Origin of the sequence: Pseudomonas sp. St386, from assembly GCF_018325865.1 — a bacterium.
Taxonomy (GTDB): Bacteria; Pseudomonadota; Gammaproteobacteria; order Pseudomonadales; family Pseudomonadaceae; genus Aquipseudomonas; species Aquipseudomonas brassicacearum.
Genome location: NZ_AP021900.1, coordinates 3,803,208 through 3,828,314, shown reverse-complemented (window position 1 = coordinate 3,828,314; position 25,107 = coordinate 3,803,208). Strand labels below are relative to the sequence as shown.

At 60.6% G+C, this 25,107-nt stretch carries 19 protein-coding genes; 9 read left to right on the top strand and 10 right to left on the bottom strand.

Annotated features, from left to right (window positions below):
- Window positions 1-59: 59 nt before the first annotated feature.
- Together KI235_RS16740 and KI235_RS16735 are read right to left on the bottom strand one after the other, a co-directional pair.
- Window positions 60-1,352, bottom strand: coding sequence for a glycosyltransferase (locus tag KI235_RS16740; RefSeq protein ID WP_003202317.1), 1,293 nt, complete (start codon window positions 1,350-1,352; stop codon window positions 60-62).
- Window positions 1,353-1,429: 77 nt separating this feature from the next.
- Window positions 1,430-1,804 carry a response regulator gene (locus KI235_RS16735; protein WP_003202315.1) on the bottom strand — a complete coding sequence of 125 codons (375 nt, stop codon included), beginning with the start codon at window positions 1,802-1,804 and terminating at the stop codon, window positions 1,430-1,432.
- Between the two features lie 284 nt (window positions 1,805-2,088).
- Between KI235_RS16735 and KI235_RS16730 the strand changes: the two genes are divergently transcribed.
- The 5 genes from KI235_RS16730 to KI235_RS16710 are packed head-to-tail and all read left to right on the top strand — an operon-like array spanning window position 2,089 to window position 8,626.
- Window positions 2,089-5,571 carry a response regulator gene (locus tag KI235_RS16730; protein WP_013693473.1) on the top strand — a complete coding sequence of 1,161 codons (3,483 nt, stop codon included), beginning with the start codon at window positions 2,089-2,091 and terminating at the stop codon, window positions 5,569-5,571.
- Window positions 5,571-6,386 (top strand): protein-glutamate O-methyltransferase CheR, encoded by an 816-nt coding sequence (locus KI235_RS16725; protein ID WP_057449882.1) that lies wholly within the window; start codon window positions 5,571-5,573, stop codon window positions 6,384-6,386. The genes KI235_RS16730 and KI235_RS16725 overlap by 1 nt, the downstream gene beginning before the upstream one ends.
- The gene (locus KI235_RS16720) at window positions 6,383-6,970 is read left to right on the top strand and encodes a chemotaxis protein CheB (RefSeq protein ID WP_212795175.1); all 588 of its coding nucleotides are present in this window, start codon (window positions 6,383-6,385) and stop codon (window positions 6,968-6,970) included. Before KI235_RS16725 ends, KI235_RS16720 begins: the two co-directional genes overlap by 4 nt.
- Before the next feature lie 5 nt (window positions 6,971-6,975).
- Window positions 6,976-8,256 carry a hybrid sensor histidine kinase/response regulator gene (locus KI235_RS16715; RefSeq protein WP_212795174.1) on the top strand — a complete coding sequence of 427 codons (1,281 nt, stop codon included), beginning with the start codon at window positions 6,976-6,978 and terminating at the stop codon, window positions 8,254-8,256.
- The gene (locus KI235_RS16710; RefSeq protein WP_003202304.1) at window positions 8,249-8,626 is read left to right on the top strand and encodes a response regulator; all 378 of its coding nucleotides are present in this window, start codon (window positions 8,249-8,251) and stop codon (window positions 8,624-8,626) included. Before KI235_RS16715 ends, KI235_RS16710 begins: the two co-directional genes overlap by 8 nt.
- 164 nt (window positions 8,627-8,790) lie before the next feature.
- On the opposite strand, the gene KI235_RS16705 is transcribed toward KI235_RS16710, so the two are convergent.
- The 8 genes from KI235_RS16705 to KI235_RS16670 all read right to left on the bottom strand — a co-directional run bounded on the left by KI235_RS16705 (window position 8,791) and on the right by KI235_RS16670 (window position 21,512).
- Window positions 8,791-10,464, bottom strand: a complete 1,674-nt coding sequence (locus KI235_RS16705) for a response regulator (RefSeq protein WP_039012154.1) — start codon at window positions 10,462-10,464, stop codon at window positions 8,791-8,793.
- Window positions 10,461-11,963 (bottom strand): ATPase domain-containing protein, encoded by a 1,503-nt coding sequence (locus tag KI235_RS16700; protein WP_003202301.1) that lies wholly within the window; start codon window positions 11,961-11,963, stop codon window positions 10,461-10,463. The genes KI235_RS16705 and KI235_RS16700 overlap by 4 nt, the downstream gene beginning before the upstream one ends.
- 152 nt (window positions 11,964-12,115) lie before the next feature.
- On the bottom strand, window positions 12,116-13,174 hold the full coding sequence (locus KI235_RS16695) for a tetratricopeptide repeat protein (RefSeq protein ID WP_003202300.1): 1,059 nt from the start codon (window positions 13,172-13,174) through the stop codon (window positions 12,116-12,118).
- A gap of 328 nt (window positions 13,175-13,502) precedes the next feature.
- Entirely contained in the window at window positions 13,503-14,924 is a 1,422-nt protein-coding gene (locus KI235_RS16690) for an efflux transporter outer membrane subunit (protein ID WP_003202299.1), read from the bottom strand.
- A complete protein-coding gene (locus KI235_RS16685; protein ID WP_003202298.1) occupies window positions 14,921-18,100 on the bottom strand; it encodes an efflux RND transporter permease subunit in 3,180 nt (1,059 codons plus the stop codon). Before KI235_RS16685 ends, KI235_RS16690 begins: the two co-directional genes overlap by 4 nt.
- A 15-nt stretch (window positions 18,101-18,115) precedes the next feature.
- A complete protein-coding gene (gene mexE, locus KI235_RS16680) occupies window positions 18,116-19,369 on the bottom strand; it encodes a multidrug efflux RND transporter periplasmic adaptor subunit MexE (RefSeq protein ID WP_013693469.1) in 1,254 nt (417 codons plus the stop codon).
- A gap of 256 nt (window positions 19,370-19,625) precedes the next feature.
- Entirely contained in the window at window positions 19,626-20,390 is a 765-nt protein-coding gene (locus KI235_RS16675; RefSeq protein WP_003202294.1) for an ABC transporter substrate-binding protein, read from the bottom strand.
- Between the two features lie 243 nt (window positions 20,391-20,633).
- On the bottom strand, window positions 20,634-21,512 hold the full coding sequence (locus KI235_RS16670) for a LysR substrate-binding domain-containing protein (protein WP_003202293.1): 879 nt from the start codon (window positions 21,510-21,512) through the stop codon (window positions 20,634-20,636).
- A gap of 102 nt (window positions 21,513-21,614) precedes the next feature.
- Here KI235_RS16670 and KI235_RS16665 point away from each other — a divergent pair, with 102 nt between their 5' ends.
- The 4 genes from KI235_RS16665 (at window position 21,615) to KI235_RS16650 (ending at window position 25,032) form a co-directional block, all read left to right on the top strand.
- The gene (locus KI235_RS16665) at window positions 21,615-22,040 is read left to right on the top strand and encodes a VOC family protein (protein WP_003202291.1); all 426 of its coding nucleotides are present in this window, start codon (window positions 21,615-21,617) and stop codon (window positions 22,038-22,040) included.
- A gap of 101 nt (window positions 22,041-22,141) precedes the next feature.
- Entirely contained in the window at window positions 22,142-22,762 is a 621-nt protein-coding gene (locus KI235_RS16660; RefSeq protein ID WP_003202289.1) for a TetR/AcrR family transcriptional regulator, read from the top strand.
- Between the two features lie 133 nt (window positions 22,763-22,895).
- On the top strand, window positions 22,896-23,708 hold the full coding sequence (locus KI235_RS16655) for a thioesterase family protein (RefSeq protein ID WP_003202287.1): 813 nt from the start codon (window positions 22,896-22,898) through the stop codon (window positions 23,706-23,708).
- A gap of 52 nt (window positions 23,709-23,760) precedes the next feature.
- A complete protein-coding gene (locus tag KI235_RS16650; RefSeq protein WP_003202285.1) occupies window positions 23,761-25,032 on the top strand; it encodes an outer membrane protein transport protein in 1,272 nt (423 codons plus the stop codon).
- Window positions 25,033-25,107 lie beyond the last annotated feature (75 nt).

Genomic DNA, 25,107 nt, shown 5'->3' with positions numbered 1-25,107 from the left:
TTTTATTGTTATCGCCATCGGATAATGCCCCCTTCGCCAGGCGGCTGCCACTCTGACGTCTAACCGTTGCGGTTTTTTTCTTCGATCCACTGGGACATGTATTGGGTGCTTTTGTGCTGGTGGTGACGCAGCATGCTGCCGGTGAAGTTGTCCCGGCGTCGTTGCGCCAGGTCCACCCGGCAAGCGTTGAGGCTGTCGATCAGCGCCGGGCCATGCACCTGTTGTCGGTAGCGGCTGGCAAGCAAAGTGAGGCCCGCATCCTGGGCCTGGGTCCAGCGCGCCTGGTCGCGATACAACTGCACCGCCGCATTGGCGATGCCTTTGGCGCTCTGGGCAATCGCACCGGGCCAGGGCATGTCGCCGTGCATGGCTTCGGCCCCCACGGGTGTGGTGACGTTGGGGGTGCCGCAGAGCATGGCGTCGATCAGCTTGCCCTTGATGCCAGCGCCGAAACGCAGCGGCGCCAGGCAGATGCGTGCCGCCGACATCACCTGCAAGGCGTCCTCGGCCCAGTTCATGATGTGAAAGCCCTGGGCCGGGTTATGCAGCGCGGCGGCCTTGGGCGGGGTGTAGGCGCCGTACAGGTGCAGTTGCGCGCCGGGTAATTGTTGGCGGATCAATGGCCAGATGGCGTTTTTCATCCAGAGCACGGCGTCCCAGTTCGGCGCGTGGCGAAAGTTGCCGATGCTCAGGAAATGCGCCCGGTCCTCGAACGGTACCGGCGGCTCGCCGGGCAGGTCCAGCATCAACGGGCACCAGTGCAGCAGGTTACGGGGCAACTTGAAGTGCTCCACCAACAGTTCGATTTCAACCTCGGACACCATCAGGTTGAGGTCGCAGCGGTACAAAGCAGCGATTTCCCGCTTGGCCAGGTCGGTATCGGCCATCCGCTGGAACTCCTCGCCCAGGGCCGGGGCGAAGAGGTCGCTGAAATCCTCGCCAGCCTCATCGTGTTTCAGGCGGTCCTTCAAACGCTGGTGCCGAGCGTGGCGCAGGCTCTGCAAGTCTGACGTCTCCAGCACCCGCAGGGCGCCGGGGCAGTGCTTCTCGACCCGCCAGCCGAACTGTTCTTCCATCATGAATTGGTCGAACAGCACGATGTCCGGCGCCAGCTCGCTGATGAAGGCGTCGAAGCTGCTGCTATTGAGTTCGATCGGCACTTCGCGGATACCCAGCGCGAGCAGGTCGGCGCGGTGTTCGCCTGGACCTGCCGGACTGCTGAAAGTGATGTCCCAGCCTTGCCCGAGGAACGTGTCGAGGATCTGCATGACATGCCCACTGGCAGCCGATGAACGCGGCTCGGGCCAGACATAGCCGATGACCAGGACCTTGGTGGCGGTGGGGTGATGCATGAGCAGGGGGCTCCTCGAAGCGGATCAGGCGCCATCGGCGCGCGGGGCGCCGATAGTGACCAAGAATACGATCCGGCTCAAGAAAGAATGCGTTTGACCTTGTCTCGCAACTGATCGATGGAGAAGGGCTTGCCGATCACCGACATGCCTTCAGGCACATCGATGCTTTCGGCATAACCGCTGGCAAACAGCACAGGCAGTTGTGGTCGCACGGCTCGGGCCTGTTTCGCCAATTCGCGCCCATCCATGACCGGCAGGCCGACGTCAGTCATCATCAGTGCGATGGGCTGCGCGTCGTTGTGCAAAAATGCCAGCGCCTGCTCACAACCATCCGCCTCCAGCACCTGGTATTCCAGCTCCTCCAGCACGTCGACGATTAACATCCGCACAATGTCATCGTCTTCGACGACCAGGATGGTGGACTGGGTGGCAGGAGGAGGAGGGGTGGACATAGTAGACATTCTCGAAGAAGGGAGCGGGAGGGAGACTCGAAAAAAAGTCTCTTTCATGAGCCTCTTTTATGAGCCTCTTTTATGAGTAAGTACCGAGGCGGCACAAGTTCCCAAGGTTGTACAAGAAAGGATCTATAGTACAAGAGCTGACAAGGATAGTCGCTTCCTTGCTACAAGGTAGATCGTCGCGGGAGTTGCGCCTTTGACTCGTCAGATAATGTGGATCCAAGCGCCGTTTTTCGGGCAAACTCCACGGTTTTCAACTGTCCACCAAGGCCCTTTCCATGACTCCTTCGTCTTCGGTCGACGAGCAAAGTTTTCGCAAGCTCCTGAGCCGCAATATCAGCCTGCCGCTGGGCATGGGCGCCCTCAGCTCGGTGTTTTTCATCATCCTTGTCACGTACTTGCTGTCGGTGATCCAGTGGGTCGGGCATACCGACCGGGTGATCAATAATGCCAATGAGGCGCTCAAGCTGAGCGTGGACCTGGAAACCGGCATGCGTGGCTACCTGTTGAACGGTGACGAGCACTTTCTCGAGCCCTATGAAGTGGCCAAGCCGCGGATCGCCGTCGCGTTGGATACACTGCTGGAATTGACAGCCGACAACCCCGTCCAGACCGACCGGCTGCACAAGATACAAGCGATCCAGGCGGAATGGTCCAAGTACGCCCAGGGCTTGATCGACCTGCAACGCAGCAGCGGGGATTACCGGAGTGCGGTGAGGTCCGGGCGCGGCAAGCGCTTGACGGACGAGATCCGCCAAACCTTCGAGGAAATCGTCGATACCGAGCAGCAACTGCGTGCGGCGCGTAGCCAGGACGTGCGCACCACCACTGTCTGGAGCATTGCCCTGTACCTGCTGTTCGTCGCCGCAGTCAGTGGGTTGCTGGCCTACGTCGGCCGCCGGGATCTGTTGAGCTTGTCCGAGAGCTACGGCGCCAGCCTGAAGGTCCAGCAACGCAGCGCCTTGCACCTGGAGAAGCAGGCTTGGTTGCGCAATGGCCAGACGCAGTTGGCCGAGCAGGTCCTGGGGCAGTTGTCCCTGAACCTGTTGGGCCGCAACATCTTGCAGTTCTGTGCAAAGTACCTGGATGTGGCGGTCGCTGCGCTCTATGTGCGAGAAGAAAATGGCGTGCTCAAGCGCGTCGCCACCTATGGTTTGTCCCGGGAGGATGACGCGCAGCAGCAGAAGATTGTCGACGGTGAAGGCATCGCCGGCCAGGCCGTGCAACAGGGGCGTCTCATTCGCCTGGATGACGTACCGGACGATTACCTGAAAGTCAGCTCCGGATTGGGACAAGGGCTGCCCAACAGCGTGCTGGTAGCGCCCACCAGTGACGATGACCGGATCAACGGTGTCATCGAGTTGGGCTTCCTGCGGCCATTGACCGAGCGCGACATTGAGCTGCTGGAGCTGATTTCCGGCAATATCGGCACCTCCATCGAGGCCGCCCGTTATCGCCAGCGCTTGCAGGAAGTGCTGGCCGAAACCCAGCAGTTGAACGAAGAACTGCAAGTGCAGCAGGAAGAGCTCAAGACCGCCAACGAGGAACTGGAAGAGCAGTCGCGCATTCTCAAGGAGTCCCAGGCCCACCTGGAAGCCCAGCAACAGGAGCTGGAGCAGACCAACGAGCAATTGGCCGAGCAGCGCGACGCCATGGACCAGAAGAACAGCGAGCTGAACCTGGCCCAGATCCAGTTGCAGGAGCGCGCCGAAGAGTTGCAGCGTTCGAGCAAGTACAAATCCGAGTTCCTGGCCAACATGTCCCACGAGCTGCGCACGCCGCTCAACAGCTCGCTGATCCTGTCCAAGCTGCTGTCGGAAAACCCGCAGCAGAACCTCAGCGAGGAACAGGTCAAGTTTGCCGAGTCGATCTACTCCGCCGGCAACGACCTGTTGAACCTGATCAACGATATTCTCGACATCTCCAAGGTCGAGGCCGGAAAGCTGGAAGTGCGCCCGGAAAACACCAGCGTGCAGCGTCTGGTGGAAGGCCTGCGGGACATGTTCGAGCCGTTGGCAGCCGACAAGGGCCTGGGGTTCGAGGTCCAGGTATTGCCCGATGCGCCGGCGATGCTCTACACCGATCGCCAGCGCCTGGAGCAGGTGATCAAAAACCTGCTGTCCAATGCCGTGAAGTTCACCGAGCAAGGCACCGTCAGCCTGTCGGTGGCCGGGCAGCCGGGCTCGGGCATCGCGTTCATGGTGCGCGACTCCGGGATCGGCATCGCCGCCGATCAGCAGCAAAGCATCTTCGAAGCGTTCCGCCAGGCCGATGGCACGACCAATCGTCGTTACGGCGGCACGGGCCTGGGGTTGTCGATTTCCCGGGACCTGGCCACGTTGCTGGGCGGCTCGATCTGCGTTTCCAGCGAGCCGGGGCAGGGCAGTGTGTTTACGCTGGTAATGCCTGAACGTTATGTCGAGCCCGGGGACTCGCCGATGGAACCGATGACGTTCACCCCGACGGCCACTGCGCCAGCGCCGGCTGCACCCAAAGCCGCCCCGGCACCGCTGATCGCTGAAGTGGATACGTCGATTGCCCGATTTGCCGACGACCGCGACAAGGCGCCGTTCGACACCCGGTGCATCCTGGTGATCGAGGACGAGCCCAAGTTCGCCCGGATCCTGTTCGACCTGGCCCATGAGCTCGGTTACCAGTGCCTGGTGGCCCACGGTGCCGATGAAGGCTTCGACCTGGCCTTGCAACTGGCTCCCGACGCGATCCTTTTGGACATGCGCCTGCCGGATCATTCCGGGCTGACGGTGTTGCAGCGGCTCAAGGAACGGGCCGAAACCCGGCACATCCCGGTGCACGTGATTTCCGTCGAAGACCGCGTCGAAGCCGCCATGCACATGGGCGCCATCGGCTATGCCGTCAAGCCGACCACCCGCGAAGAACTCAAGGATGTGTTCGCCCGCCTGGAAGCCAAGCTGACCCAGAAGGTCAAGCGGGTGCTGCTGGTGGAGGACGATGACCTGCAACGCGATAGCATTACCCGCCTGATCGGCGACGATGACATCGAGATCACCGCCGTTGGCCTGGCCCAGCAAGCCCTGGACCTGCTGCGGAGCAACGTCTACGACTGCATGATCATCGACCTCAAGTTGCCGGACATGCTCGGCAATGACCTGCTCAAGCGCATGTCCAGTGAAGACATCTGTTCCTTCCCGCCGGTGATCGTCTACACCGGGCGCAACCTGACCCGCGACGAAGAGGCCGAACTGCGCAAGTATTCGCGCTCGATCATCATCAAGGGCGCCCGCTCGCCAGAGCGCCTGCTGGACGAGGTGACACTCTTTCTGCACAAAGTCGAATCCCGGTTGTCCCATGAACGGCAGCGGATGCTCAAGACCGCCCGCAGCCGCGACAAGGTGTTTGAAGGCCGCAAGGTGCTGCTGGTGGACGACGATGTGCGCAACATCTTTGCCCTGACCAGCGCCCTGGAGGCGAAGGGGGCGATCGTTGTCATCGGCCGTAACGGCCTGGAGGCGATCGATCGCCTGAACGAATTCGACGACATCGACCTGGTGCTGATGGATGTAATGATGCCGGAGATGGACGGTTTCGAAGCCACCGCGCTGATCCGCAAGGACCCACGCTGGCGCAAGCTGCCCATTATTGCCGTGACGGCCAAGGCCATGAAGGATGATCAGGAACGCTGCCTGGCGGCGGGTTCCAACGACTACCTGGCCAAACCGATCGATCTGGATCGTCTGTTCTCGCTGATTCGCGTGTGGTTGCCGAATATGGAAAGAATTTAGTGGAACGAGACACTGACATTGAACTTCGTTTGTTGATCGAAGCGATCTACCTCAAGTACAGCTACGATTTTCGCGACTATTCCGGTGCGTCCATCAAGCGCCGGGTCCACCATGCGCTGAGCCAGTTCGAGTGCAAGACCATTTCGGCCTTGCAGGAGCGCGTGCTGCACGACCCGGGAGCGTTCATGCAACTGCTGCAACTGCTGACGATCCCGGTCAGCGAGATGTTTCGCGACCCCTCGCATTTCCTGGCCATACGCGAGGAAGTCGTGCCGCTGCTCAGGACGTATCCTTCGATCAAGATCTGGATCGCCGGTTGCAGCACGGGGGAGGAGGTCTACTCCATGGCGATCCTGTTGCGCGAAGAAGGCCTGCTGGACCGCACGCTCATCTATGCCACCGATATCAACCCGCGCTCGTTGGAAAAAGCCAAGCAGGGGATTTTTTCCCTGGAAAACGTGCGCACCTACACCCAGAACTACCAGGCCGCCGGAGGCCGGCGCTCGTTTGCCGATTACTATACCGCCGCCTACGATTATGCGATGTTCGACAAAACCCTGTGCGAGAACGTGACCTTTGCCGATCACAGCCTGGCGACCGACAGTGTATTTTCAGAAACTCAGTTAATTTCCTGTCGTAACGTATTGATATATTTCAATAAGAAACTACAAGATCGTGCGTTTGGACTGTTTCATGAGTCCCTTTGTCACCGTGGTTTCCTGGTATTGGGCAGTAAGGAGACGTTGGATTTCTCGGCTTACGGCCATCGATTCGAACCGTTGGTCAAACAGGAACGGATCTATCGCAAGTTATGAACCAGACCAAGGACAGATCCAATCCGCCCATCGAAGCCATTGTCGTCGGTGCATCGGCCGGTGGCGTCGAGGCACTGCTCAGGGTCTTCGGACACCTGCGCAAAGGCTTTGGCGTGCCCATCCTGGTGGTGTTGCATTTGCCGGACGAGCGCGAAAGCCAACTGGCCCGTGTCTTCGGACATCGTCTGGCGGTGCCGGTGGAGGAAGCCCGGGACAAGCAAGACATCGTGCCGGGCACCTTGTATGTCGCCACGCCCGGCTATCACTTGTCGGTCGAGGCTGACCGTAGCCTGTCGTTGAGCCTGGAGGAGCCGGTGCATCATTCGCGGCCGTCCATCGATGTGTTGTTTGAATCGGCCGCCGATGTCTACGGCCAGAAATTGCTGGCCGTGGTGCTGACCGGCGCCAACAACGATGGTGCCTGTGGCTTGGCGAAGGTCAGGGCGCTGGGGGGGATCACGGTGGTCCAGGACCCCGGTGAAGCCCAGGTCTCGACCATGCCCGAGGCGGCGCTGGCCCTGCACGAGCCCGACCATATCCTTACTTTGCGAGGCATCGGCCAATTGCTGGCCGGGCTGGAATGAACCACATGCCAAGAGATATTCAAGCCAAACTGCTGATCGTCGATGATCTGCCTGAGAATCTGTTGGCCCTGGAAGCGTTGATCAAGGGCGGCGACCGCGAGGTCTTCAAGGCCCTGTCCGCGGACGAAGCGCTGTCCCTGCTGCTGCAACACGACTTTGCCCTGGCCATCATCGATGTGCAGATGCCGGACATGAACGGTTTCCAACTGGCCGAGCTGATGCGCGGCACGGAGAAGACCCGCAGCATCCCTATCATTTTCGTCAGTGCCGCAGGTCGTGAACGCAACTATGCCTTTACCGGTTATGAAAACGGTGCGGTGGACTTCCTGCACAAGCCGCTGGACACCCAAGCGGTCAAAAGCAAGGTCAATGTGTTCGTCGAGTTGTACCGTCAACGAAAGGCCATGAAGGAGCAGGTCGTAGCCCTTGAGCAGAGTCGCCGCGAGCAGGAGGTTCTGTTGCAGCAACTGGAGGCCACCCGTGGGGAGCTGGAGCAAGCGGTGCGCATGCGTGACGACTTCATGTCCATCGTCGCCCATGAGGTGCGAACGCCCCTCAATGGTCTCATTCTCGAGACACAGTTGCGCAAGATGCACCTGGCCCGGGACAACGCCGCAGCCTTCAGCCTGGACAAGGTGCGGGCGATGGTCGAGCGCGACGAGCGCCAGATCAAGAGCCTGATCCGGTTGATCGAGGACATGCTGGATGTCTCGCGGATTCGCACCGGCAAGCTGTCGATCCGCCCGACCCGCTTCAACCTGACGGCACTGGTGGAGAACCTGCTGCGCAATTTCCAGCCGCAGATAGCCGTCGCCGAGTGCTCGTTGACCTGCCTGGCCGAACCGTCGGTGGAGGGACTTTGGGATGAGTTTCGTATCGAGCAGGTGATCTCGAACTTGTTGACCAATGCGTTGCGCTACGGTGGCAAGGGCCCGATCGAGGTGCGCGTCTACAAGACGCCCGACCACGCCTGTATCGAGGTCCAGGACCATGGCATCGGTATCAGCGAGGAAAACCAGAAACGTATCTTCCAGCAGTTCGAGCGCGTATCGTCCAAGGCGGTCGCTGCTGGCCTTGGGCTGGGGCTGTTCATTTCCGAGCAGATTGTCGCGGCTCATGGCGGGACCATCACGGTCAACAGTCGCCTCAATGAAGGGGCGTTGTTTCGTGTTTGCCTGCCCTTGCAGAAAACTGTCTTGGACAAAACCGCCGAACAGACGCAACCTCTGAGAGACCCCAAGGTCGTATCAGCAGCTATTGATCGAACAAAGGCTTCTCATGAGTGAAGATGCGCAAGATGTTGTATTGATCGTCGAGGATGACCCGTCGATCCTGATGGTGTTGTCGGCCTACCTGTCGGGCGAGGGATACCGGGTGCTACAGGCCGAAAACGGTGCCCAGGCGTTCGAGATCCTGGCGAGCAAGCCTCATCTGGACATGATGATTACCGATTTCCGCCTGCCGGGTGGTATCTCCGGGGTGCAGATCGCCGAGCCTGCGGTCAAGTTGCGTCCCGAGCTGAAGGTCATTTTCATCAGTGGCTACGCGCAGGAAGTGCGCGACACTGACAGCCCCATTACCCGCAAGGCACCGATCCTGGACAAGCCGTTCGACCTGGATGAGCTGCAGGCCATCATGCAGTCGATGTTGTCGTAGGTTTCATAAGTATTGTTTGGATTGGGCAAGGCTTTGTGGGAGCAAGGCTTGCCCGCGATGAGGCCCACTGGGTCTTCCTGAAACCGAGGCGACTTCATCGCGAGCAAGCTTTGCTCCCACAGAATCAAGGACCTTTCCACAGGGTTAAGGGCCTTCCCACAAAATCAAGGAACCGTGATCATCTCCCGGACCTTGGCCGTCAATAGATCAAACGTGAACGGTTTGGTGATCATCTGCATCCCCGGGTCAAGGAAACCGCCGCGTACGGCTGCATGTTCAGCGTAACCGGTGATGAACAGTATCGGCAGGTCCGGGCGGATCTGCCGGCCGATTTCCGCCAGTTGCCGGCCATTCATGCCGGGCAGGCCCACATCGCTGATCAGCAGGTCGATGCGTTGGCCTGACTGGAGGATCGGTACTGCGCCGTTGGCGTCGGCCGCTTCCACAAAGGCATAACCCAGCTCGCTCAACACCGCGCTCACCAGCACTCGCACCGCTGGATCGTCCTCGACGATCAGCACGGTCTCACCGTCCTGCGCATACGGGGCGTGTGGCGTGTTGACCTGGGGCTCGTGGATTTCCTCACCGCGAAAGCGCGGCAGGTAAAGGTTCACAGTGGTGCCTTTGTCGACTTCGCTGTCGATGGTCACATGCCCGCGCGATTGCTTGCTGAACCCATAGATCATCGACAGGCCCAGCCCGGTGCCCTGGCCGATTGGCTTGGTGGTGAAGAACGGATCGAACGCACGACCTATGATCGCTTCGGGCATGCCGCAACCGCTGTCCTGCACGCTCAGCACCACATAGTCGCCGGGTTCCAGGTTGGTGTAGGCGTCGGTGAAATCGGCGCCCAGGTGCTGGTTGCAGGTCTTTACCACCAGGTTCCCGCCATTGGGCATGGCATCCCGGGCGTTGAGGACCAGGTTGAGCAGGGCGCTTTCCAGTTGGTTGGGGTCGGCTTCGGCGATCCAGAGCTGTTCGTCCAGCTGCATGTCCAGGCGGATGCTTTCGTTGAGGCTGCGTTGCAGCAGCTCGCCCATGGACAGCACCAGCGTATTCATCTGGACGGCCTTGGAGTCCAGTGATTGCCGACGGGAAAACGCCAGCAGGCGATGGGTCAGGCCGGCGGCGCGGTTGGCCGAGGTCACGCCCAGGTCGATCAGGCTGTCCAGGTCCTCGGTGCGGCCCCGGGCCAGGCGCCGGCGCAGCAGTTCGAGGCTGCCGATGATCCCGGTGAGCATGTTGTTGAAGTCGTGGGCGATACCGCCGGTGAGTTGGCCGACTGCTTCCATTTTCTGCGACTGGCGCAGTGCCTCTTCGTTATGGCGCAACTGGGCCGTGCGTTCTTCCACTTGCTGTTCAAGGGTTTCAAGGGTGGTTTGCAGGCGCAGTTCGCTGTTGCTGAGGTCGATCAGGCGGTCGCGGGCTTCGTACTGCCTTCGACGGCCTCGCAGGGCGGTGGTCACCAGGCTGATCAGGGTCACTGGGTGGAAAGGGCGCTCAAGGAAGGTCACGTTGCCCAGTTGCGTACCGATACGCGCCGCCGGGTTCTGTTCCGGGCCGCCGTGATGGGTCAGCAAGACAATGGGCAGGTCAGACCAGGCCGGTTGCTGCTCGATGTGCAGGAATAGCGCTTCCAGATCGGGCCCCACCAGGGCTTCCGAGGAAATCACCAGCAGGCCGGCACCTTTTTCCAGTTCTTCGCACAAATGGCCCAGATGACGGCAGATGAGGCCGGCAAAACCGGCCTCATTGAGGATCATCAAGGCGATCTGGCTGTCCCGCCCAAGCGGCGCGAGGATCAGCGCCCGCTCGGACAGGGGCTCGGCCAGCGTCACCGGTGTTCATCCCTGAGCAGCGGGTTGCTCTCGCCCATGTAAGTGGGAACCCCTCGCAAGACGCCTTGGAACGCCTCGAGCGGCTCGCCGATGGTCATGCCCAAGCCGCTGATGCGGTATTCGCGGATGGTCGACTCATGGCTGCCCGTACGTTTCTTGATGATGGAAATCGCCCGGCGCACCTTGCCCAGTGCTTCGAAATAACGCAAAAGAATCACCGTGTCAGCCAGGTAAGTAATGTCCACGGGCGCCTGCATGTCGCCGACCAGACCGTGCTGCGCAACAGTCATGAAGGTCGCCGCGCCCTTGCGGTTGAGGTAGAGCAACAATTCATGCATGTGCAGCACCAGGGCGTTCTCTTCCGGCATGGCCGCCTGATAGCCATTGATGCTGTCGATGACCACGGTCTTGATATCGCCCTCATCGACACAACGGCGCACGCGGTGGGAGAACTCGCCAGGGGACAGCTCGGCGGCGTCCACTTGTTCGATCAGCAGGTTGCCGGTCTCTTGCAGGGCTTGCAGGTCGATGCCGATGTTTTTCATGCGTTCGAACAACAAGCCCAGTTCTTCATCGAAGATGAACAGCGCGGCCTTCTCGCCGCGATGCACGGCGGCTGCGGCAAAAATCAGTGCTATCAGCGACTTGCCGGTCCCCGCCGGGCCGAGGATCAACGTGCTGGAACCGGTCTCGATACCGCCACCCAGCAGGGCGTCCAGTTCGCCGATGCCGCTGGAGAGTTGCTGGCGCAGGTATTGGCCACGGTGTTCGGCGGCCACCAGGCGTGGGAAGACGTGTACGCCGTCGCCCATGATGGTGAAGTCATGGTAACCACCACGGTATTTCTGCCCGCGATACTTGACCACCCGGATCCTGCGTCGTTCGGCGCCATAGTTGGGGGTCAGTTCTTCCAGGCGAATCACCCCGTGGGCGACACTGTGGACGGTCTTGTCGAGGGACTCGGTGGTCAGGTCGTCGAGCAGCAGGACTGTGGCGTCGTAGCGCACGAAGTAGTGCTTGATTGCGAGGATCTGGCGACGATAGCGCAAGGAGCTTTGCGCCAGCAGGCGAATCTCCGACAGGCTGTCGAGCACCACCCGGGTCGGCTTGACCCGTTCGACCACTTCGAAGATCTGTCGGGTCGCTTCGCCCAACTCCAGGTCCGAGGAGTACAGCAGGCTCTGCTGGTGCTCGGCATTGAGCAGGCTTTCGGGCGGGGTCAGTTCGAAAATATGAATGTTGTCGTCCAGCGTCCACCCGTGGGAGGTTGCGCCCTGACGCAGTTCACGCTCGGTTTCCGATAGCGTGATGTACAACGAGCGCTCGCCAGCCTTGGCGCCGGCCAACAGAAAATGCAGCGCGACCGTGGTCTTACCAGTCCCCGGTTCCCCCTCAAGCAGGAACACATGGCCGCGGGACAAACCACCGGAAAGGACATCGTCCAGTCCTTCGATGCCGGTGGCGGCTTTTGCACTGATCAACTCGTTAGATGTAGACAAAAATAGCCCTCTCATGACTAGGGAAGTGGGCAGCAGGCGGGGTAACGCCTGAATTCAACTGCCTGAACACTTGACCTTTGGCGCTGATGGCGGTTCCGCTTACATCGATAAAACGCGGTGTATTGCACAACTTTCGGCATGCACCGAAGGGCCTACAGACCCTGTTGCAGCGCCGGATCGTCGGGGTTCAACTGTTCAAGTTGCGCCAGCAGGATTTGAACATTCTGCAACTGGCCGGTCTCCTTCCAATAGTTGATCAGCAGCACCCGTGCCTTGCGGTCGGCGGGGTAGCGCTGGACAATTTCCTGCAGCTGTTTCAGCGCCGCTTCCACTTCCTGCTCGGCATGCAGGGTGGTCGCCAGGTCATAGCGGTAATGGCGGTTCTCGGGCTCCAGTTCCACCGCTTTTGCCAAGCCGAGCACCGCATACTCGTTCTGGCCGTGTTGCAGCAGCCACATGCCCAGCGCATGTTGCAGATAAGCCGACGCGGGCTGGGTTTGCAACTGTCGGGCGAGCAATAATCGTGCGGCTTCGCTTTGGCCCTGTTTGTCCAGCACCTCGATCTGCATGACCAGCGCCGGCAGGTTGTCCGGTTGCAGGCGCAAGGCCTGTTCAAGGGCTTGTTGGGCTTTCTTCAGTTCGGCGTTGTGCAGGTGCAGTCGGGCGAGCTGGTAGTGGGTCTCAGCGGTTTTCGGACCGTCCTCGAGCACCTGTTCCCAGGTGTCGATGGCTAACTGCATCGCCCCGAAATACAGGCCGAGGTCATCCGGCGACAAGCCCAGCAGCGCGTTCACGGCGGCGAACCGGACATTCTGGTCGTCATCATCCAGGAGCGGGCCGAGCAACAGGCTGCGCTGACCCGTCGGCACCAGCCCGACGATGCTGCCAATGGCGGCCCGACGCACGTCCGGTGATTCGCTGTGCAGGTCCGCGTCCGCCAGCTTCAGAGCTTGGGGGCTGGGGTAGTTGGGCAGTTCGGCGTGCAGCCACACGCGGCGCTTGGGCGAAAGGTCCGGACGCCCCAATTGCTGGTAAAGCATCCGCGCTGCCCCTGGCTGCCCGTTGCGGGCGCTTCCCAAGGCTTCGCTGTAGCCACGTTTGATCGCTTCAGGGATCTGCGGCGTGGTGCTGCGTAGCCATACCGCGACAAGACCAATCACCAACAGGACACAGAGGCTGAGGAGCAGATAGCGGCGGCGAGGCGAGAGCATGCAGGGAATCCATTACCAGAAGCGTGAAATGCCGCAAGCTTCGGTCAGGTGGGGGCTTGAGTCAAACCCTGTGAAGCATCTCATGGGCCGAGGGTAAGCTTGCCCGAGTCAGTGTGGGAGCAAGGCTTGCCCGCGATGAGGGTGGCACATTTTGCAGCAATGCAACTGACACACTGCTATCGCGAGCAAGCTTTGCTCCCACAGGGTGCTCCTCCAAGAGGAGGTGGAGGTTAGCGCCAGCCGAAAAAAAGCCCCGCGTCCAAATGAGAAGCGGGGCAAAAATTTGGCTGGTTGCGGCCAACCAAAGGAGCTCGGTTGAGCAGGGGGATCAGTTGCTGGCGACGGTTTCCGGTTTCCAGCCGCCGCCCAGGGCCTTGTAGATCGCGACGATGCCGCGGTACAGGTCCACTTCGGCCTGGGCCTGTGTGTCTTCGGCGGCCAGGCGTTCGCGCTGGGCGTCGAGCAGCACGAGGAAGTCCACAGTGCCTTCGCGGTAGCGAATCTCGGCGAGGTCGGCGGCGGCGCGGCTCGATTCACTCTGGCGGATCAGCGAGATCAGCCGTTGTTGGCGTTTGCCGTAGTCACTGAAGGCGTTTTCCGATTCTTCCAGAGCCAGCAGCACTTGCTGTTCGTAGGTCGCCAGGGCGCCGTCCGCCTCGGCGTCGGCACCGCGCAAGCGAGCCCGCACGCTGCCCAGGTCGAAAGCCGCCCAGGTAATGCTCGGGCCCAGCGCCCAGGCGTTGGCCGCCGAGGAGCCGATCTGCGAGCCGCGGCCAGCCGTGAAGCCGAGGAAACCGCTCAGGCTGACCCGTGGGAACAGGTCGGCCTTGGCCACGCCGATGCGCGCCGTGGCAGCGGCCAGTTGGCGTTCGGCACTGAGAATGTCCGGGCGCCGTTGCAGCAGTTCACCCGGGTCGCCGATGGGCAGGGCCTTGGCGATGGCCGGCAACTGTTTCGGGCTCAGGTCCACGCTGAGTTTGTCCGGACGCTCGCCCAGCAACGTGGCGATGCGATTGCGTTGACGCACCTGTTCGGCCTGCAACTGCGGCACGCTGGCTTCCACCGAGGCCAGGCGCGCATCGGCCCGCACCACATCGAGCTGATCGCCGACGCCGGCATCACGCAGGCTTTCGGTGATCTTGCGCGAATCCTGCTGGTTCTTGAGGTTCGCCAGGGCGATCTTTTCCCGCAGTTGCGCGCCGCGCAATTGACCGTAGGCGTCCACCAGTTCGGCGATCATGGTCACCTGCAACTGATAGAGATCGGCTTCGATCGCCTGCTGATTGGCATCGGTGGCTTCCAGGTTGCGCTGGATGCGTCCGAACAAGTCCAGTTCCCAGGCCATGTCCAGGCCCAGGTCGTAACGCTCGGTATTGACCCGGTCGGTGGTCTGTCCCGGGATCTGGCCTTTGCCCAGATTGCTGCTGGCACGGCTGGTGATGGTCGGCATGGCGTCATTGCTGGCGTCATCGCGAATCGCCCGGGCGGCCCGCAAACGGGCGAAGGCCACGCGCAACTCGCGGTTGCCTTCCAGGGAACGGGTCACCAACGCGTTAAGGGTCGGGTCGTCGAACTGCTGCCACCAGATGCCTTCGAACCGGGCACGGTCGAAATTCTTCTGGCCGGCGGCGCCGTCGGTGGCGGTGGTGATATTCGCCGCCTCCGTTTGCGGGGCCTTGTAGTCCGGGCCCACGGCGCAGGCACTCAAGGCCAACACCAGCAAGCTCGGCACGAACGCTTTCAAACTCATTGTTGCGCCTCCAGTTTCAAAGCCCGGGCCGCTTTGCGGGCCTCGCTGCGCTCGACGAAGTTGCGGATCAGTACATAGAACACAGGGGTGAGCAGCAGGCCGAAGAAGGTCACGCCGAGCATCCCGGAGAACACCGCCACACCCATGGCATGACGCATTTCCGCACCGGCACCACTGGAGAACACCAGGGGCACCACGCCCATGATGAAGGCGAAGGAGGTCATCAGGATTGGCCGCAGACGCAGGCGGCACGCTTCCAGCACCGCCGCCAGCGGGTTCATGCCTTCGAGCTGTTTATCCTTGGCGAACTCGACGATCAGGATCGCGTTCTTGCAGGCAAGCCCCACCAGTACGATCAAGCCGATCTGGGTAAAGATGTTGTTGTCGCCGCCGGAGAGAATCACCCCGGTAATGGCCGACAGCAGGGTCATCGGTACGATCAGGATCACCGCCAATGGCAGGCTCCAGCTTTCGTACTGTGCCGCGAGCACCAGGAACGCCAGCAATACGCAGAGCGGGAACACGAACAGCGCGGTGTTGCCCGAGAGGATCTGCTGGTAGGTCAGGTCGGTCCACTCGTAGGTCATGCCGTTGGGCAGTTCGTCCTTGAGCAGTTTCTCGATGGCTTTTTCAGCCTGGCCGGAGCTGTAGCCCGGGGCGGCGGCACCGTTGATTTCAGCGGTGATGAAGCCGTTGTAGTGCATCACGCGGTCTGGCCCCGAGGTGTCGCTGACCTTGATGAAGGTCGCCAGCGGGATCATCTCGCCACGGTTGTTGCGCACCTTGAGCTGGCCGATCTGGTCCGACTCGAGACGGAACTGCTGCTCGGCCTGGACGTTGACCTGGTAGGTGCGACCGAAGCGGTTGAAGTCGTTGGCATACAGCGAACCCAGGTAGATCTGCAGGGTGTCGAAGATGTCGCTGACGGCCACGCCGTGGGTCTTGGCTTTTTCACGGTCGATGGCGGCATCGACCTGGGGCACGTTCACGGTGTAGCTGGTGAACAACCCGGCCAGTTCCGGCACGCTGCGGCTCTTGGTGATGATGTTCATGGTTTCTTTGTACAGCTCGTCGTAGCCCAGGTTGCCCCGGTCTTCGATTTGCAGGCGGAAACCACCGATCGTACCCAGGCCCTGTACCGGCGGCGGTGGGAAGATCGCCATGTAGGCTTCCTGGATCCCGGCGTACTGGCCGTTCAAGGCACCGGCGATGGCGCCGGCCGACATGCTCGGGTCCTTGCGTTCGTCGAAGGGCTTGAGGGTCACGAACACGATGCCGGCGTTCGGGCTGTTGGTGAAACCGTTGATCGACAGGCCCGGGAAGGCCACGGCGCTTTCAACGCCCGGTTGCTTGAGGGCCAGGTCCGACATGCGCTTGATCACGTCTTCGGTACGGTCCAGGCTCGCGGCGTCCGGCAATTGGGCGAAGGCCACCAGGTATTGCTTGTCCTGGCCGGGCACGAAACCGGTCGGGGTGGTGGAGAAACCGAAGAAGGTCAACACCATCAGGCCCGCATAGAGCACCAGGGCGATGCCGCTGCTACGAATCACTCGGGCGACGGTGCCCACGTAACCGTGGCTGGCGCGCTCGAAGAAGCGGTTGAACGGACGGAACAACCAGCCACCGAAGAGCTTGTCGAGGAACTTGGAGAAACGGTCCTTGGGCGCGTCATGACCCTTGAGCAATACCGCAGCCAGGGCTGGCGACAGGGTCAGGGAGTTGACGGCCGAAATCACCGTGGAGATGGCAATGGTCAGGGCGAACTGCTTATAGAACTGCCCGGTCAGGCCACTGATGAACGCCGCCGGAACGAATACCGCGCACAGCACCAGGGCGGTGGCGATGATCGGGCCGGTCACTTCGCCCATGGCGCGCTTGGTCGCCTCCACCGGGGTGAGCCCCAGTTCGATGTTTCGCTCGACGTTCTCCACCACCACGATCGCGTCGTCCACCACGATACCGATCGCCAGTACCAGGCCGAACAGCGAGAGGGCGTTCAACGAGAAGCCGAACAGGTGCATCACCGCGAATGTACCGATCAGCGAAACCGGCACCGCCACCAATGGAATGATCGAGGCGCGCCAGGTCTGCAGGAACAGGATCACCACCAGCACCACGAGAATCAGCGCTTCGAACAGGGTGTGCACCACCGCCTCGATGGAGCCACGGACGAAGATCGTCGGGTCATAGACGATGCTGTAGTCCATCCCGGCCGGGAAGCCCTTCTTCAACTCTTCCATCTTCTCGCGAACGTCGTTGGAGATCTGGATGGCGTTGGAGCCCGGACGCTGGAAGATCGGGATCGCCACTGCCGGCTGGTTGTCCAGCAGCGAGCGCAGGGCGTATTGGCTGGAACCCAGTTCGACCCGGGCGATATCCTTCAGGCGAGTGATCTCGCCGTTGGCGCCGGAACGAATGATGATGTTCTCGAACTCTTCCTCGTTCACCAGGCGACCCTGGGTGTTGATCGAGAGCTGGAAAGCCTGGGCGTTGGGCGCTGGCGGTGCACCCAGGGCGCCGGCCGCCACCTGGCGGTTCTGTTCACGGATCGCGGTAACCACGTCGGTGGCGGTCAGGTTGCGCGAGGCGGTCTTGTTCGGGTCCAGCCAGACTCGCAGGGAGTAGTCACCCATGCCGAACAGCTGCACATCACCCACACCACCCAGGCGCGCCAGCTCATCCTTGATGTTGAGCAGGGCGTAGTTGGACAGGTAGAGCATGTCGTAGCGTTTGTCCGGCGAGGTCAAGTGCACGACCATGGTCAGGTCGGGCGACGCCTTGTCCACCGTGATGCCGATCCGGGTCACTTCTTCCGGCAGCTTGGGCTCGGTCCGGGTGACGCGGTTCTGCACCTGCACCTGGGCGTTGTCCAGGTCGGTGCCCAGGGCGAAGGTGATGGTCAGGGTGATCTTGCCGTCAGCGGTGGATTGCGAGGACATGTACAGCATGTTCTCGACGCCGGTGATGGCTTGTTCCAGGGGCGCGGCAACAGTCTCGCCGATGACCTTGGGGTTGGCGCCCGGGAAGTTGGCGCGCACGACCACGGTCGGCGGCACGACTTCCGGGTATTCGCTGATCGGCAATTGAAACAGCGAGATGGCGCCGGCGATCAGGATCAGCAGCGAAAGCACTGCTGCGAAGATCGGCCGCGAAATGAAGAACTGGGAAAATTTCATCTTGGATTCAGTCCCTTAACCGCGTGGGGTCGCAGCGGCCAATTTGCCTGCCGCCCCTGACGCGTCCTTGGATGGCGCGACTTGGGGCAGGTTGCTGGCTTCGAGCGCTTTACGTTGTTGTGCCAGGGCGGCAATGGTTTCGTCGCTGGCCATCGGCACGGTTTCAGGCGTGACCGGTGCACCCGGACGAGCCCGTTGCAGCCCCTTGACGATGATGGTGTCGTCCTTGCTCAGGCCGCTGCGCACGATGCGCAGGCCTTCGATCTTCGGACCCAGTTCGACGGCGCGGTAGGCCGGCTTGTTCTCGGCGTCCATCACCAGCACGAATTTCTTGCCCAGGTCGGTGCCGACGGCTTCGTCGTTGATCAGCACGGCGGCGTAAGTGCCGCTGCCCACCAGTTTCAGGCGGGCATACAGGCCTGGGGTGTAGGCACCGTCCTTGTTGTCGAACACGGCACGACCACGGATGGTGCCGGTCTGCGGGTTGACCTGGTTGTCGACGAAGTTCATCTGGCCCTGGTGCGGGTTGCCGTCTTCGTTGGACAGGCCCATGTAGACCGGTGTGGCCTGGCCGCGCTGGCCCTGGCGGGCAAGTTGGGTGTACTTGAGGAAGACGCGTTCGTCGGCATCGAAGTAGGCGTAGACCTTATCCGTGGAGACCACGCTGGTGAGCGGGGTGACATCAGCGGTCACCAGGTTGCCGGCGGTGATGGCCGCCCGGCTGACGCGACCGCTGATGGGCGAGGTCACCCGGGTGAAGCTCAGGTTCAGCTTGGCCAGGTCCAATTGTGCCTGGATGGCCGCAGCGGCGGCGCGGGCTTCCTGGGCGGCACTGGTGCGCGAGTCGGCCAGCTCGGCGGAAATGGCATTGCTCAAGCGCAGGCGTTCGCCACGCTGGGCTTCGTTCTCGCTGCGGGTGGCGGTGGCGCGGGCTTGGGCCAGTTGGGCTTCGAGACGACGTACTTCAGCCTGGAAGGGGCGTGGGTCGATCTGGAACAACAGGTCGCCTTTCTTGACCAGCGCACCTTCGGTGAAGGCCACTTCGTCGATCTGCCCGGAAACCCGTGGGCGGATCTCGACGGTTTCCGGCGCTTCCAGGCGGCCGGTGAACTCATCCCATTCGTTGACGGGCTGCTCCAATACCTTGGCCACACTGACTTTGGCCGGCGGCATGGACGCTGCCGTGTCGGGAGTCTTGCCGCAGGCGCTCATCACCAGCACCGCCAGCAGCGCGAGGGGAAAACGCAGTTTTGAAAGTGAATGTTCCATGGATAGCATCCGCCAATGTATTGAGAATGGGCGGATGATGCGTGGCGCAAGGCAGAGGAACGAATCGAATGAAGCAAAGGTAACTATCATTCAGAATGATATAAGCCATCGATAAGGCCTCTAGTCCGGCGATGCTATCCATTGGATGTTGAGTTTATTGTGGCGAGGGGATTTATCCCCGCTGGGCTGCGCAGCAGACCCCAAAAGATTCAGGGTTGCTGCGCAACCCAACGGGGATAAATCCCCTCGCCACAGCCTACTGCGGCAAATAGATGTCATGGACTCGCTTGACTGTCCCATCCGCGCGAAGCGCTTCAACCGCTTCGCGCAAGTCCTCGACCATTTTTGGCGAACATTGCTTCGAGCAGGCCAGGTAAAGGTCAGCGCTGCTGCCGACCTTACTCATGAGCAGTTTGCGCTTGGACACCTTCGGCCAGATGTACAGACTCTCCGGCACGCCGTTGAACCAGGCATCGATACGCCCCATCAACAGCATCTGGGCGGGGTTGTCGCCGATGGCCAGCGGATAGATCTGTTCATCGCTGAACCCTTCGGTGCGCAGGATATCTTCCTGTGCACTGCCCAGGCCGACGCCGATCTTGCGATAGGTTTCCTTCGCTTGGGCGAAGCTGCTCACCCGTCGCTCAAGGCTGAAAAAAGCACGCTCCATAGGCATGATCGAAGCGATCCAGGTGAAGCGATCCTCGCGGGTAGGGATGCGCGACAGTGGCGCGATCAAGTGGTCATGTTCTTCACTGACGTGTTTCTGTGCCCTGGCCCAGGGGAGTAGATGGATTTTTACGGCGTACCCGGCCTTGGTCATGGCCGCCACGGCGACATCGCCAACGATTCCGTGGCCCCTGGGGTCGTTGACGAATGTCAGCGGCGGCGCGTCGAGGATATGCAGTTCTATCTCCAAGGGTTCACCGCGTGCGTTGTTGACAACCAACAGCGGTAACAACAGACAAAGCCTGGGTAGCGCTCTGGTGGGGGCATTCAAGACGCGTTTGCTCGGGCTCATGATCAATACTTCAGGCATTGGAAAGTGGTGCGCCATTCAAAGGGGGCGCGGAAACAGCGTCTTGCAGGCCGACGTTTTTATGTCATGCAGCGCACCCGAAGCGGGTTTGCCACAGTCGTCTTATCAGGACACGCCAGTCTGTTGCCTTGGCCTGACTGCGTGTACTTGAAGGTATAGATCATCCGCTCGACAAAAACCTTGAGCCAGCGCACGGGTTTTTGTTTCGGTGCAAAGAGGTGTGATTCATACGGGGTTGGCTCGGGCCTGCTCGGCAATCAATTGCACCAGTATCCCCGCGGGTTCGGTGAGGCTTTGTCGAGGTCGATGGACGAGCCCGACGTCACGGTGGAAGGTGTGCTCCGCCAGGTCGAGGGCGCGCACACCCTCTGGCCATTTGTGGTGGGTCGCGGTTTGCGGCACCAGGGCCACACCGACGCCATTTCCAACCAGCTTGATGATGGCCTCCAGTTCATCCAGCTCGCTGACTTCGTGCAAGGCGAAATGCATCTTGCGCAGGAAACGGTCCACCTGCCGGCCACCGAACGACGCCCGGTCATAACGAATGAAGGGTTGGCTGCCAAGCAGTTCAGCCCAGTCGTCTCCGGGGAGCGCGCTTGGAACGATCAGTCGATACGGCTCCAGCGCCAGGGTCATCCAGCGCAGGTCGCTTTGCAGCGAGAACGGCGGGCGGATGATGGCGGCCATGTCGATTTCGCCGGCATCCACCAGGTTGATCAACTCCATCGACACGCCAGGAAGGACCCGCGTGCGGCACTGCGGACATTGTTGGTGAAACCTGGCGAGCGCGTCTGGCAGGAAGGAGCGCTGCACCGAAGCGATAGCGCCAATGTTCACCAGGACGCTGGGGGCAAGCCCGGCAGGACTCGCGCCAAGATTGTCGTAAAGGCGCAACAATTCTTGGGCTTGCAAGAGTATTTGATGGCCCATCCGATTGAGATGAGCCGAGCGTCCCTTGCGGTCGAAAATCTCGAAGCCAAGCTCGGCCTCCAGGCGCTGGATCTGTGCGCTGACCGCCGCCTGGGTGAGGCCGATTTTATTGCCTGCGGCAGCGAAAGTACCTTCCCGTGCTACGGCGATAAGGGTCTTGAGTTCTTTGATCATTCACAAATATTAATTGTGTTACTGAGAGAAATATATTGTTTTTCTTGTTTTGAGCCCGGCCTTACGATGGCCAGGTCCTTACAGAAAGCAGCAGGAGCCATGATGAGCCTTTCTCCCTTCCACCTCGCAATCCCTGTTTATGACCTTCCAGGCGCTCGAGCCTTTTATGGCGAAGTGTTTGGGTTGCAAGAGGGTCGCTCCAGCGCGCACTGGGTCGACTTCAACTTCTACGGCCATCAGTTGGTTATCCATGAACAGCCGAAGACCGCTTCCCAAGAGAGCGCCCACAGCAATCCGGTCGATGGGCACGACGTGCCGGTGCCTCACTTCGGCATCATTCTGGGTTGGCAGGAGTGGGAAGCGCTGGCCGAGAGGCTGAAATCCTTTGGCACCGAGTTTGTGATCGAACCTTACATACGTTTCAAAGGACAGGTTGGAGAGCAGGCGACAATGTTTCTGTTCGATCCTTGCGGTAATGCGCTGGAATTCAAGGCGTTCAAGGATATGAGCCAGATTTTCGCTAAATAGAAGGAAGGGGCGTGCCGGCAGCTTGATAGTGGCTGGCTTGTGACGCTATTACTTAATGGTCACAAGTTGTCAACGATCTTCAGGATGCGTAAGCTGCCTCCATGAACCAGCCCTCAATACCTTCGCCCAGCACCCGCGGCCCCGCCGATCACGACATTCGAAACCAGATTGTCGCGGCGGCCAACGAGCATTTCAGTCAATACGGCTACGGCAAGACCACGGTGTCCGACCTGGCCAAGGCTATCGGGTTCTCCAAGGCCTACATCTACAAGTTCTTCGACTCCAAGCAGGCGATTGGCGAGGCCATCTGTAGCCAGTGCCTGGCAGAAATCGTCGCGGCGGTGGAGCAGGCCATCAGTGAAGACGGGCTTTCAGCGACGGAGCGTTTTCGCCGCTTGGTCAAGGCGCTGATCACCACAGGCGTTAACCTGTTTTTCAATGATCGCAAGCTCTATGACATTGCAGCGTTTTCCGCGTCTGAGCAATGGCCCAGTTCGCAAGTCTACAACGCTCGGATCAAGAGCTTCGTGTTGCAAATCGTGCGCGAGGGGCGCGAGCTGGGCGAGTTCGAGCGCAAGACGCCCCTGGACGAAACCGTAGACGCGATCCATCTGGCGCTGCGGCCTTTCGTCAATCCGTTGTTGCTGCAGTACAGCCTCGATTACGTCGAGGTTGCCCCCACGCTCACCTGCAACCTAATCTTGCGCAGCCTCATGCCTTGAGCTGTGGCTGAAGATTGCACCCAGGCCATTGCAGGCGCTTTATCCATCCGATTCGCCCCATGCTCCAGCGGCTGATGGTCGCCTTTATTTATCCAGTTTGTGACTATTGACACAAATGGTCACATGAATAAATATGGCGTATCTGCTCTTAGCCTGGGGCGTCGGTATGACGAGCTTTGCCAAACTGCTGCAGCAATTCGATCCAGACGCCCCCTTTGTTTCTCCGCCCAACTGGCAGCAAGGTCGTACCATCTTTGGCGGGCTTTCAGCGGCGCTGTCGCTGCAGGCGGTCTTGCGGGAACGTCCGGCGGACTTCCCTCCGTTCAAGTCCGCCCAGGTGTCATTCATCGCCCCGGTGACACAGGCCCAGACGTTCGATGTAAGCGTGTTGCGCCAAGGACGATCAGTCACCTCGGTATCCGTCGACTGTCTGTCGGGTGATGACCTTGCGTTGCGCACAATCCTGCTGTTCGCCCAGCCCCGGGCGAGCAGGATTACGCATGATTCCTGGGGTCGGCCGTTTGTGGAGGGACCGTCCCACTACGCCACCCTGGCGCTGGACAGCAAGATTGCTCCGGCTTGCGCCTATAACTTCGAGATGCGTCCTGCGGGCGGTTCGTTGCCGGTGTCCGGTGCCGAAAGTCCTGAATTATTGATGTGGGTACGCCACCTGGATGCCCAGGGCGTGGATCCGGCCGTTGCCCTGATTGCACTGGCTGACAGTTTGCCGCCGGCCGCCATGACCTGTTTCACCGAACCCGCGGCTATCAGCTCTGCGTCCTGGATGATTGACCTGCCGCAGCCAGCCGCTGCCGGCGAATGGTTTCTTGTGAGCTCTTTCAGCCAGCAGGCGCTGGAAGGGTACTCGCTACAGGACATGGAAATATGGGACGAAAGCGGCCGTCGTGTGCTTTGGGCGCGCCAGACAGTGGCGATTTTTACCTAATACAAACAACCCAGGCTGCACCCCCCAGAGTTCCAATCCAAGAGTCCCAATAATGAAAAAAATAATATTCAAGGCCCCCGTGGGCCTCGTCGTTGCGCTCGCCACTTCTCATGTGCTTGCAAGCGGTTTTGCCCTGAATGAACAGAGCATCAGCGGGATGGGATCGGGGTTTGCCGGTCGCTCATCCTCGGCCGAGGATGCGAGCACCGTCTTCGGTAACCCCGCGGGCATGTCTCGCCTCAAGTCAGAGCAGGTCAGCCTGGGGGCGGCGACGCTCTTCGCGAAGAACGACATCAGCCAGACCCGCAGTACTTTTGGCGGCCAGGAAGACGGCGACGTCGTGCCCACGACCACTGTGCCCATGGGTTACTACGTCAAGCCCATCGATGAACATTGGGCGTTCGGCGTGGGTTTCTATGTGCCGTTCGGCCTGATTACCGATTACGGCAGCGACTTTGCCGGGCGCTATTACGGCAACAAAAGCGAGGTCACGACGCTCACGTTCCAGCCCACCATCAGCTATGCCTTCAATGACAGGGTTTCGATCGGTTTCGGCCCGACGGTCAACCGTATCAGTGGCGAGATAACCGGCACAGTACCCAACCCACTGAGCCCGGGTCGCAATGATGGAAAACTCAAAAGCAACGGCGACGATACGGCCCTTGGTTTCAATGCCGGTGTCTTGGTGCAGGCGACAGATCGAACCCGTGTGGGATTGACCTACCATTCCAAGGTCAGCTACCACCTGGATGCCAAGACCAAGGTCAGCAACGGCATCTTCAGTGTGATAGGGCTTAGCGGGCGCAGCTATGATGCTTCACTGGATGTGGATACTCCGGAGTCCGTGGACATCTCGCTGACTCACCAGCTCGACAATGACTGGACCTTGTACGCGGGCAGCACCTGGACACGCTGGAGTCGCTTCAAGGAACTGACCATCGAGAACACGGGCTTGCCACCTTTATTGAGCGGCGCGCTGGGTACCATCACAGAAGAGCAGAATTGGCACGATACGTGGGCTCACGCCATTGGCACGTCGTATCAGTTGAACAACCAGTGGGTGCTGCGCGCAGGCTTCTCGGTCGACCAGTCGCCCGCCAACAACACCAACCGTGGGCCACGTATTCCTACCGGCGACCGAAAAATCATCAGCTTCGGCGCCGGCTGGACGCCAGTGGACAACGTCACGATCGATGTCGCTTATTCCTATCTGTGGGAGGAGAGCGTACGGGTCAACGAAACCTCGCCGACCAGAGGTGCCTACAGCTCCAGGTACAGGAACAGCGCGAGCGGCCTGGGTACTTCCGTCAGCTATCGCTTCTGATCGATCACCGCTCTAAAGGTCGGGGGCGCGCGTGCATTGTCCCCCGACCTTCAGAATGCCGTTTCCCAGGGTAAA